At 69.2% G+C, this 11,602-nt stretch carries 8 protein-coding genes and 2 pseudogenes; 4 read left to right on the plus strand and 6 right to left on the minus strand.

The features are described 5' to 3' along the window. Window positions 1-21: 21 nt before the first annotated feature. Window positions 22-1,023 carry an SDR family NAD(P)-dependent oxidoreductase gene (locus VS93_RS19805; protein WP_046471398.1) on the minus strand — a complete coding sequence of 334 codons (1,002 nt, stop codon included), beginning with the start codon at window positions 1,021-1,023 and terminating at the stop codon, window positions 22-24. A gap of 445 nt (window positions 1,024-1,468) precedes the next feature. On the opposite strand from VS93_RS19805, the gene VS93_RS19810 reads away from it, so the two are divergent. The 4 genes from VS93_RS19810 (at window position 1,469) to VS93_RS19825 (ending at window position 5,808) form a co-directional block, all read left to right on the plus strand. Continuing rightward, a complete protein-coding gene (locus VS93_RS19810) occupies window positions 1,469-2,164 on the plus strand; it encodes a type 1 glutamine amidotransferase domain-containing protein (RefSeq protein ID WP_046471399.1) in 696 nt (231 codons plus the stop codon). Between the two features lie 90 nt (window positions 2,165-2,254). After that, window positions 2,255-2,737 (plus strand): VOC family protein, encoded by a 483-nt coding sequence (locus VS93_RS19815; RefSeq protein ID WP_046471400.1) that lies wholly within the window; start codon window positions 2,255-2,257, stop codon window positions 2,735-2,737. 347 nt (window positions 2,738-3,084) lie between these two features. Further along, window positions 3,085-4,119 (plus strand): YncE family protein, encoded by a 1,035-nt coding sequence (locus VS93_RS19820; RefSeq protein WP_046471401.1) that lies wholly within the window; start codon window positions 3,085-3,087, stop codon window positions 4,117-4,119. Between the two features lie 345 nt (window positions 4,120-4,464). Continuing rightward, window positions 4,465-5,808 (plus strand): DUF2252 domain-containing protein, encoded by a 1,344-nt coding sequence (locus VS93_RS19825; RefSeq protein WP_046471402.1) that lies wholly within the window; start codon window positions 4,465-4,467, stop codon window positions 5,806-5,808. A gap of 135 nt (window positions 5,809-5,943) precedes the next feature. Here VS93_RS19825 and VS93_RS33500 read toward each other — a convergent pair. The 5 genes and pseudogenes from VS93_RS33500 to VS93_RS19835 all read right to left on the minus strand — a co-directional run. Then, window positions 5,944-6,180 (minus strand): annotated as a pseudogene (locus VS93_RS33500) (phosphorothioated DNA-binding restriction endonuclease); the annotation flags it as partial. 96 nt (window positions 6,181-6,276) lie between these two features. Further along, window positions 6,277-7,656 carry a hypothetical protein gene (locus tag VS93_RS31950; RefSeq protein ID WP_052745877.1) on the minus strand — a complete coding sequence of 460 codons (1,380 nt, stop codon included), beginning with the start codon at window positions 7,654-7,656 and terminating at the stop codon, window positions 6,277-6,279. Then, a complete protein-coding gene (locus tag VS93_RS31955) occupies window positions 7,629-8,906 on the minus strand; it encodes a DEAD/DEAH box helicase (protein WP_052745878.1) in 1,278 nt (425 codons plus the stop codon). Before VS93_RS31955 ends, VS93_RS31950 begins: the two co-directional genes overlap by 28 nt. A gap of 70 nt (window positions 8,907-8,976) precedes the next feature. Continuing rightward, a pseudogene (locus VS93_RS31960) lies at window positions 8,977-9,234 on the minus strand (DEAD/DEAH box helicase); the annotation flags it as partial. A gap of 126 nt (window positions 9,235-9,360) precedes the next feature. Continuing rightward, the gene (locus VS93_RS19835; protein WP_046471403.1) at window positions 9,361-10,713 is read right to left on the minus strand and encodes a NupC/NupG family nucleoside CNT transporter; all 1,353 of its coding nucleotides are present in this window, start codon (window positions 10,711-10,713) and stop codon (window positions 9,361-9,363) included. Window positions 10,714-11,602: the final 889 nt, after the last annotated feature.

Genomic DNA, 11,602 nt, shown 5'->3' on the forward strand with positions numbered 1-11,602 from the left:
GCTCGGGGAGCCGTCATCGGGTCATTCGACCGGTCCGGCGGCCCGGTCGCCCGCGTTAAGCCAGCGCACCGTGTCGGCGATGCTGTCTTCCGCGGTGCGGAAACCCACGCCCAGCTCGCGCACGGTCGCGGAAGCGTCGATCGAGTCGAAGTTCAGCGCCGTCCAGGGGCTCTGGTAGTCGAGAGGCAAACGCTTCGGAGAGATCCGCTGGACGGCATCAGCCACCCGCGCGAGGCCGAGCACCAGCGGAGCCGGAACCACTCCGCGGGGCGGCCGGCGACCGCCGGTCTCGGCGACGATACGCATCATCGTCGCCGTTGGAACCACCTCCGAGGCGGCTATGTAGCGTTGCGGTCCAACGCCCGGGCGCAACGCCGCGGCGTGGACCGCGGCGACGTCGCGGACGTCGACCACCCCCACGCGGCCCGGAGCCCCGAAAGGAATCCTCCCCTCCAGCACGTCCCGCGCGAGCAACGTGCTCTCTCCGGCCTGCGGGTCGTTCGGCCCCCAGACCATCCCCGGGTAGACGATCGTCACCGGTGCTCCCTCCGCCTGCAGCCGGCGCGCGATGTGTTCGGAGCGGGCCTTGGACCGGGCGTAGGGAGTCGGCGGGTTACCGACGGGAGAGTACGGTTTCAGGGTTTCGCGTGCCGGCAGCAGGGCGGTGTAGGTGGAAACGTGGATCACCGGGTCGAGGCCCAGTTCGCTCGCCCGGCCCAGCACCAGCTCGGTGCCGCGCGGGTTCGTGGTGAGCATCTCTTTGCTGCGGCGGACGTCGTGCGAGTAGGTGGCGGCCGCGTGCACGACCGCGTCGCAGCCGTTCAACGCGTCGTCGATCCGGTCCTTGTCCAGGATGTCGGCCTCGGTTATCTCGACCGTATCGGCGCAGCCGAGCGGCGCCAGCGCTCGCCGCACTCGCTCGCCCGTGCGTGCCGAGGCGCGGACGTGGTGGCCGGCGCCGACCAGCGCCTTGACCGTGTGTGAGCCGACGAAGCCGCTCGCCCCAGTGACCAGTACCTTCATCGAACCTCTCCCTCATTCGAGGTGGTTGGGGGTGATGATTCCGCTGTTTTCTTTTTCGGGAGTTGGCCCTGGGGGATGTTATTGGCAGCGGTCATAAATGACCCTTAAGTGAATAAGTAGATTCGGTTAATCTCCGCAGTGTGCGTGTCTTCGGGCGCGGTCCGCTCCCATTGGGTACCGCTGAGTCCGGACCTTCGTCTCCTGTCCCGGTATAGACCTACGAGCCCCACGTCAGGCCCCGAGAAATGCCTCCCAGCAGCAGTTCCGCCGCGGTCCACCGGAATCGATCCATCATCTTTCCTATGGGGGTTAGCGCGAACTCTATTGGCATACCGATGCTGGCGGGCCCTACGGTCGAGACCGTAACCGCTGACGAACCGCGTACGGATCGTCGGATCATAAGCGCCCCGCTAATCAGCCGAGGCGCCCTCGAGAGAGTGGAGAAATGGCAAGGATCCTGTTTGTGATGACCGGTGTCGACCACTGGACACTGGCCGATGGCACCCAGCACCCGACCGGCTACTGGGCCGAGGAGTTCGCGGCCCCCTACCGCGCGTTCACAACGGCCGGGCACGAAGTCGTCGTGGCCACACCGGGCGGTGTGCTGCCCACGGTCGACACCGCCAGCCTTGCGCCGGAGGTCAACGGCGGCCAGGAAGCGGCCGACGCGGTCGCCGCTGTGCTGGAGTCGGCCACCGAGCTGCGGAACCCCATCAAACTCGAAGAAGCCGACCTCGCCGACTACACGGCCGTTTTTTACCCCGGCGGCCATGGACCGATGGAGGACCTGGCGGTCAACGCCGACTCCGGTCGACTGCTCACCGCTGCCCTGGAGTCCGGTACGCCGCTGGGTGTGGTCTGCCACGGACCGGCCGCCCTGCTCGCCACGGAACGGCCGGACGGCACCTCCCCGTTCGCCGGCTACCGGGTGACCGGCTTCACCAACACCGAGGAAGCCCAGGCCGGGCTCGCCGAGAACGCCGAGTGGCTGCTCCAGGACCGGTTGACCGCCCTCGGTGTCCGGTTCTCCGAAGCCGAGCCGTGGGCGCCGAACGTGGTCGTCGACCGCACTCTGTTCACCGGGCAGAACCCCGCATCCTCCGCCCCGTTGGCCGCCGAGATCCTCAAGGCGCTCGACTGAGCCCTCGGGACGGCAGCGCCGCCCGGCCGGTGGTCCCGGCGGCGTCCTGTCTCCTGCGCGACCGTTCACCGCACACGACAAGGAACGCACGTGACCAGTCCTGTCCTCAACCGAGGTCTCGACCACATCGCCCTGCGTGTCTACGACATGGACGCGACGGTGGAGTTCTACACCCGGGCACTCGGCTTCCGGTTCGTCCGGGAGTGGAGCGTACCGGAGGCGGGCGTGCACCGCGCCGTCTTCCTCGACGCGGATGACGACCGGGTCGTCGAGTTGTTCGACGCGGCCTCGACCCCGCCCGGCGGCTCGGCGCGGGCCCTGGACGCGGAACGGCGGCCGAGCGACGAGGATCGGGGCCGCGCGGCGACCCTGGTCCACTTCGCGGTCCGCACCGACGACTGCGCCGCCCTGTTCGAGCGCGCCGTCGCGGCCGGGGCCCGGCCATTGGGAGAACCGAGGCGGATCGAGACCGCCGGCGAGGACCCGATGACCTTCCAAGCCGCCTTCGTCTACGGCCCGAACGACGAGGTCATCGAGTTCATCGACCGTGTCGGCCGGCAGAGGGCCGAATGAGGGCGCCAGGTCGATTCGGGCGGCCGGCGAGGCGGTGCGGCCGTCACGCGGCGGCTTCTGGGGAACGTCGGCCAGGCGCCGGGCCGAGGTGACCAGGGCTCGGGTGCGGATGGGCCGCTCGCTGCACTTCCTGCTGCGGAACACCCGCGAGAGAGCGCCGGCCTCGATACTGGGCAGCCACGCCTGCGGGTCCCTGAACAGCGGTGTTCACCAGCAGGTTTGAATCAGTGGCCAGGAGTCCAGAACGACAGAGCGGGCATTCCTTGCGAGTCGCCGCCGTGCAGGCAGCGGTCAGCCCCTCCCGCCGCCCGGGTATCCACCACCGACAACCCTAGGGAGAAGCAGCGATGAGTGACGGTGCCGGGGCCCGGCGGCCCGTACTGGCCGTGGTCACCTCGACCGGGGAGGCGGTGCGCTTCTTCGACGGCTTGACCTACGAGTCCCTCGGCGACCTCAAGGTGGCCGCCCAGCCGCACGAGATCGCCGTCGATCACGAGGCCGGGGTGCTGTACGTCTCGCACACCTACCGTTCCGGCGTCTACACGAAGCCGGGCGAGAAGGCGCACGAGATCTCCGTCGTCGACCCGTTCCGGCGGGAACTCGTCGACGTCGTCTCGCTCGCCCCGGAGGAGGCCCCGCACGGTCTCTCCCTCGACGCCGACCGCGGCCTGCTGTACATCACCGTTGAGGCCGGCCCGGCGGGCGGCGGCGCGGTCGTCGCTCTTGACACGGCCACCCGCACTTCGGCGCGGCGCGTCGGGGTCGGCGCACGCGGCCCCCACTGGGTCGCGATCACCCCCGACGGGCGCAAGGGGTATGCCACCAACAAGGCCGACCCGTTCGTCTCTGTCCTGGACCTCACCCGCGGCGTCCTCGCCGGGCGAATCCCCGCCCCGTACGGCACCGAGGAGATCGCCGTCTCCCGGGACGGCCGCCACGCATACGCCGCCGGCATGACCCTCCACTACGACGGCGGGGACGCGGGCCCGCCCCCGGCGGCGCTGATGGTGATCGACACGGCCACCGACGAGGTGACCGGAAGCATCCCCCTGGACCTCCCCGCCTGTCCGGTGCACGTCGCCGCGGACGGACAGGTCCTCGCCGGGCTCGTCCGCACCGATGACGCGGGGAAGCCGGCGGACGGACAACTCTCGGTCTTCGCGGGCGGCACGCTCGAGCACCGCTTCGACGCGCCGATCGGGCAGGCGCCGATCACGGTCCGCACCACTCCGAACGGTGACCGGGCGTTCGTCGCGAACCTGCGCTCGGGCACGGTGAACGTCATAGACATGGTGTCCGGTACGCCGTTGCGGGTCCTCGACATCGACGCCGGTGCCCCTGGGACCACCCAGGGCGCTCACGGCATCGCCTACCTGCCGTGAGCCACCTCGGCGTCCCGCTGAGCTTGTCGAGGAATCGACATGACGTCCTGCTCCGGTGCGGCACGACCGCGCCGCGAGCCGCTCCGGCCGCGGCCGACTGGGGCGAGTGGTGGACCCGGTCCCTCGTCGGGTCCGCCGAGACCGCGCCGAACAACGGTCTGAGTCGCGCCTGGTGGGAAGCGGGGAAACCGGCGAGTCGAGAAGTCGACTTCGCGCCAGAGCGTCTCGGGCATCGTTCGGCGGTTCGGATCCCGCCACGAGCGGAAGGCCGGCGCATGCCGTGGTCGTTGCCCCGCAGCGCCGACGAACGCGGAACCATCCGTCCCACCGAGGCATTATTGGGGCATGTTCAACGTCGACACCCCCACTGACCGCTCCCCCCAGCGGCGCGACCACATCGTCCGGACGTTGGAGGACGCCTTCTCCACCCTCATGTCCGCTGACCCCGGCGCGTTCCGCGCCAAGTTCCGCAAGATGGCCGCCGACCCCTTCGCCTTCTACCGGGGAAGCGCCTGCTTGTTCTACGCCGACATCATCGGTATGGACGACCCCTGGGCCGACGAGCGCACGTCGCGCGTGTGGATCCAGGGCGACCTGCACGCCGAGAACTTCGGTACCTACATGGACTCCACCGGTCGGTTGGTCTTCGACGTCAACGATTTCGACGAGGCCTACCTGGGCCACTTCACCTGGGACGTGCAGCGGTTCGTGGCCAGTGTCGCGCTGCTGGGCTGGCAGAAGGCGCTCTCCGACGATGACATCGGTGCCCTCGTGCCCCGCTATGTCGAGGCCTACATCGAACAGGTACGCAGCTTCGCCTCACGCGGCGGCGACGACGAGTTCTCCCTGGTGCTGGGGAACACCAAGGGCACCGTGCACGACGTGCTGCAGCAGGCCCGGCTCAACAGCCGCTTCGAGCTGCTCCAGGCCGTGACCACCCGCCGCGGCTACGAACGGCTCTTCCGCGACGGGCCCGGGGTGCGGCGGCTCGCCCGGGACGAGTACGAGCGTGTCGGCGTGGCCTTCGAGAAGTACCTGGACACCATCCCCGCTGACAAGCGCTACGATCCGCTGGCCTACCGGGTCAAGGACATCGTGGGCCGCAGCGGGTTCGGGATCGGTTCGGCCGGGCTGCCCGCCTACAACATCCTCATCGAGGGGCCCACCGAGGCGTGGGACAACGACATCGTGCTGTCGATCAAGCAGGGCAACGTCGCCGCCCCGTCGCGGGTGGTGACCGACCGCCGCATCATGGAGCATTTCCACCACCACGGCCACCGCACCGCGGTCTCGCAGCGTGCGCTCCAGGCCCACGCGGACCCGCTGCTGGGCCACACCGAGATCGGCGGTGAGGGGTTCGTCGTCAGCGAGCTCTCGCCCTACGTGAACGACCTGGACTGGGGCGACCTCACCGAACCCGAGGACATCGCCCCGGTGCTGGACTACCTGGGGCGCGCCACGGCTAAGGCGCACTGCGTCTCCGACGCCCACGCCGACGCGACCCTGGTGCAGGGCGAGACCGAGGACGCCATCACCTCCGCTGTGGACGGGCGGGAGAAGGAGTTCCTCGACTGGTGCATCCGCTTCGCCCACCGCTACGCCGACCAGGTACGCGCTGACCACGCGCTGTTCGTGGACGCCTTCCGCAACAACGCGATCGCCGGCGTGCGCTCCAGCGGCTCGGACTGAGCGCCGCTGCGCCGAGCCGGTGGCGTTCCTTCGCCCCCCGAAGGCTCACCGCGGTGGCCGCCACACCCGGACCGGGGCGCGCCCGCCGTCGCCGTTTTCGGGACGAAACCCGGCCTCGCGCCGGGACTGTTCGTGTCATCCCGAATGGGGCGCCGGTGCCTGGAGTGCGGGGCTCCGGAAGACCTCCCGCTGGTGCCAGGCGATGTGCTCGCCGCTTACCGGCGGGAATCCGGGCTGTGGCGGCCTGACCGGACGCCCGTTCAGGGCCAGGACGAAGCTCCCGGCGCTCTCGGCGCGGCCCACGAAACGGCTTGAGACCGTAACGGTCTGTCCTTCCGCCAGCCCGAGGACGCCCTTGTCGAGCAGCTTGTGACCACGTCTCCTTGTCCGCGCATAGACATGTCGACACGGCGACGTGTGCGGTACGGACCCCGGAAGGTCGGTGCCGCGGCCTTGTGCGCACCACCTTCAGTCCCAGGCGACACGCAGTGCGGTGGTCGCGGCGAAGGGGTCCTCTCCGCGGTGCGCCGCGAGGATCCCCTCCCCTTCCGGTGATGAGGTGAACAGCGCGGAGCCGCGGGAGATCCAGGTGTTCCACGCCTTCTCGAACTCCTTGGCCAGGCGGCGGTTCTGGCCGAACACCGCCGGAACAGCGTGGTAGACGACCTCGTCAGCGCGGGCGTGCCCGTCTCCCCATGCCTGGGCGTGCTGCAGCCGCTCCTCCCCTGTCCGTACCCGCACCACGTATCTGGGGATGACGTAGCGGGGCATCGCCATCGGAGAAAGCACCTCATCGAGAGCTACGGCGAACCGCTCCGAGGTGGCCGTGTCCACACCCGCCAGGGAAAGCTGGTAAGAGCCGTCCGACTCCAGTCGGACGGTGACCGCATCGGCGCCGCGTTCGGAGAGGTCACAGGTGACCAGCGCGTCGGCGATCGCGTAGGCGAGGCGGGTGACCGAGGGGTCGCCCGCCGCTGTGTCGAGCGTGTCCGCCAGGTGTTCCCGCACCAGCGCCTCGTGCTCCCGGAGCCGATCCTCGTGGCCTCGTCCGGTACGGCCGCAGACGCGTCCGGACCGCCGTTTGCGCCACCGCTCCTCCAGGATGACGAGCCATCCGTAGAGCACGAAGACCACGCCCAGGAGGGTCCAGACCTCATGGAGCCAAACACCGCCGGCGAGTCCCAGCACCACGTAACCGGCGACCACCACCGCGTTCGCGGCGAGATACCAGGGGACCGCCTGCTGCGTTCTCATGGGTGACTCGAACGACCGGCGCGACCCGCCCAGCAGGGACAGCGGGGACAACCGCGCGGGCGGCGGGGGCTGCGAAGGTACCGGGGCCGCGCAGTTCGGGGCCGGTACGGCGGAGGGAGGCTCAGGGCGCCCCGGAACCGGTTCCAGCTCCGCCTTCGCGGGCACGACCGCGCGGGCGGCGTGTACCCGGACGGTGTGGACGAGCTCGTCCCGGTACTCGGAGCCGAGCCGCCAGACCGCGCGGGTCGCGGCCCGGTCCTGGGCCCGTTCGAGCATCCGGGTGTTCAGCGCGTCGAAGGATCCGGTCTCGGGGGGCGCATAGGGCGAGAACGAGGCGTCGACGTGGGCCACCCCGGAGACGATCTCACCGTCCGGAGCCGCGACCAGGTAACCGGTGTGCTTGCGCACGAAACGCTCCCAGTCGGCGGCTCCCTTGGGGTGCCGGTCGGTCGTGCAGACAACGGTCCAGGTGTTGGCGGTCTTCTCCGGCCACCCGGGGTCCAGGCGCAGCACACGCCCGCGGGTCTGCACCACTGATGTGGGGGTCGTTGCGGTGGTCAGGTCGATCAGGGCGTTGATGCCGTGGCGTCCCATCCCTCCCCCAGCAGCCCGCGCGTGCCGACCAGGACCTGGCACCCGCCCGATTCGAAGAAGGCGGTCACGTGGCGGACCCACTGCCGGGACGTCCACCTTCCGGTGATCATGGCCAGGCCGCCGTCGGCGGGCTCCACGGACAGCTCCGGAGCCGTTCCCTCTGACTCGGCGGCGACGAACTCGGCGAAGGCCCGTCCCGTCGCTTCCGCGGCGGCCACCGTACGCCCGGTAACCAGCATCGGACGCAGCAGCAGGGTGCGGTCGTCGGCGAGGAGGTTCTTCAGCATCAGCAGAGCCGCCCCGGCCTGCGGGTCGAGAACGTTCCGCAGTCCTGAGGGAAGGGTGGCGGTGGCGCGCTCGTGGTCGCACAGCACCAGGCAGCGCAGCCGCTCGCCCAGGGACGCCGCCTCGGTGGCGGCGATCTCCACCGCGCCGTAGGTCTTGGCCGCGCTGCGCGCGAGCACGCGGTCCACCGGAGAACGCGCCGACCGGATGCCCCGCCGGGTCAACTGGTAGCCCACGGCCGGCAGCGCCCGCCGGATAGCCGCCACCGCGTCGGCGTCGACCTCCTCGGAGCTGGGCAGCAGGCAGTGCTTGACATAGTCGTTGAGCAGCACCACCCAGTCCTCGGCGGCGGGGGCGTGCCGGTGCTCCTCCCGTAGCCTGGCCCCGTGCGGCCTCGCCAGCAGCCCCGCGTAGTGCAACCGCAGCGCCGCCGCGGCGATCTCCGGCTCGTTGCGCTCCAGCCACTCCCAGGAGATCCGCTCGCCGGTGGCCCGCTCCGCGAGTTCGACCAGCCGGGCGTCCACCCATTCCAGGAAACCGGTCGAGGCGAAGCCCGGCGCCAGCAGGTCGGTGGTCAGCTCGGTGAACCGCTCCGCCTCGCCGGTGATGTAATCGCTTTCGACCGGTGTCGGTGTGGTCAGCCAGGCCAGTTCCGAGAACGGCGCCAGGTAGCCCTGCCGGACCATCGCCGGAACCGAGGCGCCCACGATCGGCTCCCCGAACAGCGCATCGACGAGCCCGGCCTCATCGGAACTCAGCGAACCGGGCGGAGTTGCGGTGAGCCCGATCACGAGTGCGTCCGGCAGCTCGTCGAGCACTTCGGCGAGCAGCCGCCCCCAGACGTCCAGCAGGTGGTGGCACTCGTCGAGCACCAACGTGAGGGGCCCGGCACCGCGTAGTGCGTCGACGAGCTCGCGGCCATTGGTGTGGAGCCGTCCGATCAGCTTTCTCGTGGCCTTCCTCATCGGTCTCGGCGTCGGGGTCGAACACGGCCAGCGACTGGTAGGTGAGAACGGTGACCCGGCTGGTCAGCTTCCGGGAGCCGTTGCCCTTACCGCCGCATTCCCGCCAGTGCGCCAGCCACTGGCTCTGGATAGCGGTGTTCGGGGTGAACACCACGATCTTGCGATCGAGCCGACGGGCGGCCTCCAGACCGATGAGGGTCTTGCCCGTGCCCGGCGGCAGCACCACCCAGGCCCGGCGGTGCCCCGAAGTCCAGCCGGCGGCGAGCCGTTCGAGAACCCTTTCCTGGTAGGGGCGCAGTCGCCCCGGCCAGCCAACCCCTTCGTACACAGCCCTCCCTTCGACCTCGTGAGATTATTGCCGCAGGACAGCCGGAGTATGGTGAGGAGCCCGCCGGTACGGTCCGCTTCGTCGGTGACCGTGGTGGCGACCCTCCGGCCATGGGACGGACCTTCGCTAGACCACCAGGATGCCGGCGATGGCGGCGCTCATCAGATTGGCCAGGGTGCCCGCGAGGACGGCGCGCAGCCCGAGTTCGGCGATCTCCCAACGCCGTTGCGGGACGAGGCTGCCCAGTCCGCCCAGCAGGATGCCCAGCGAACTGAAGTTGGCGAAGCCGGTGAGCGCGAATGTCGTGATGGTGACGGTCTTCGGGGAGAACTGGTCCGCGTCCGGCGCGAAGGCGGCGAACGCGACGAACTCGTTCAGCACCAGCTTCTGCCCCAGGAAGCCGCCTGCGGCGACCGCCTCGCTCCACGGCACACCGATGACGAACATGATGGGCGAGAACAGGTAGCCCAGGAGGTCCTGGAAACTCAGGCCCGAGGCGCCGAACAGCCCTCCGATGCCTCCCAGCAGCATGTTCAGCAGCGCGATCAGTGAAATGAACGCGAGCAGCATGGCGCCGACGTTCACCGCCAGCTTGAGACCGTCGGAGGCGCCGCGTGCGGCGGCCTCGATCACATTGCGGGGACCGTCCTCATCTGGGGTGTCCGCGGAGGAGCCGGAGGCGAGCCGCACCCCCGTGGAGCCGGTGTCCGACCCGGTCTCGGGGGAGGATTCCTCGGTGGCCCCGGCGGATTCTTCGGTTTCTTCGGTGCTCGCGGGGCCGCGTCCGTCGGAGGCGGTGCCCGCGAGCACAGGCTGCATGGACTGCTCTTCGGTCTCCGGGATGATGATCTTCGCCATCAGCAGGGCACCGGGAGCGGCCATGAAACTCGCCGCGATCAGGTGCTCCATCTGCGCTCCGAGCAGCGAGTAGCCGACCAGGACGGTGCCCGCGACGGTTGACAGGCCGCCGACCATGACCGCGAAGAACTCCGAGCGGGTCATCGAGTGCAGGTACGGGCGCACGACTAACGGGGCCTCGGTCTGCCCGACGAAGATGTTCGCGGTGGCGTTCAGCGACTCTGTCTTGCTCGTGCCCAGGGCTTTCTGCAGACCACCGCCGATGATGCGCACCACCCACTGCAGAATGTGTAGGTAGTACAGGACCGCCGTCAGCGACGCGACGAACACGATGATCGGCAGTACCTGGAAGGCGAACACCAGTTCGTTGTCGGGCAGAGCCGGCCCGAACAGGAAGTCGATGCCCTCTGTCGACGAGGTGATGACGGCGGTCACACCGGAGGAGGCCGCTTCCAGGGACCGTTGGCCGAGGTCCCAGTACAGAACGAGGGCGCCGAAGCCGAATTGGAGCGCAAGCGCGGCGATTACGGTACGCGGTTTGATCGCACGCCGGTTGGTGGAGAACGCGAATGCGATGGCGAGAATAACGAGCATCCCGCCCAGGCCCCAGAGCACGCTCATAGCGCCTCCCTTGTCGATGAATGCTGGTGAGGGTCAGACAGCCGCGGCAGCTGGGACGAAGGCGGAGAAGGGGACGAGAGTAGGGAAGTCGATAGCGGCCACGTTCAGCGAAGGTGTGCCGTGGCGCATAAGGAGGGTCCTTCCAGGCCGGGGGGAGTCGATTAGACGACCGCGGAATGAAACCGATTCCCACGAACCAAAGCACATTGCAAGGATCGGCCAGCCGATGTCAACCCCGCTGAAGACCCATGTCTCCGGTGGAAGTGCCGGTCGCCGGCACCTTTCGAGATCCAAGAGCCCGTAGCCGCTGTTGAGCGTACGGAAACCGATTGCTTGGCCGGGGGAACAAAGGGCCCGGGAGGTCACACGGTCTCGAACGCGGTGGTCCGGGCGGCAGTGGCGGCGCCGTATCCCCATCGCCCGGGTGGCGCTGCGCTTCTCCGGGAAACCCGGACGCGTGCGTTGTCGGCAGGGCGACCGAGCGTGATACCGCCGTCACGAAGTTCCCAATAGTGAGGAGGCGTGGGCCGGGAATAGGGCCGGGCGCCGCCCTGTTGTCCATCACCGGACCCCAGAGGCGGACTCGGGAGCGGAGCAGAGGTGCTCTCGATCACAGGGTTTCGAGTTGTCCTCGCGGAGGCTGAGGGTTATAGTTTCTCGGGTCGCCTGGTGTGGGCTGCGAAAGCCCGCATGTCCGGGTGGCTCCGCTTCTGTTCCGCCCCGGAAGGGGTATCGGACGGATCCGCGTCTGGATGGCTTCTCTACCGATCGCTAGCGGGTGCTGATGTGCGCCCAAAGGCGAGAGGCGGTACTATCTGGATGCAATTCAGGATTTCACGCGGAATTCGCCGATTTGGCGGAGTTCGGGAAAGCCTGGTAATCTTTAAAA

Source organism: Allosalinactinospora lopnorensis (assembly GCF_000981225.1).
Lineage (GTDB): Bacteria > Actinomycetota > Actinomycetes > Streptosporangiales > Streptosporangiaceae > Allosalinactinospora > Allosalinactinospora lopnorensis.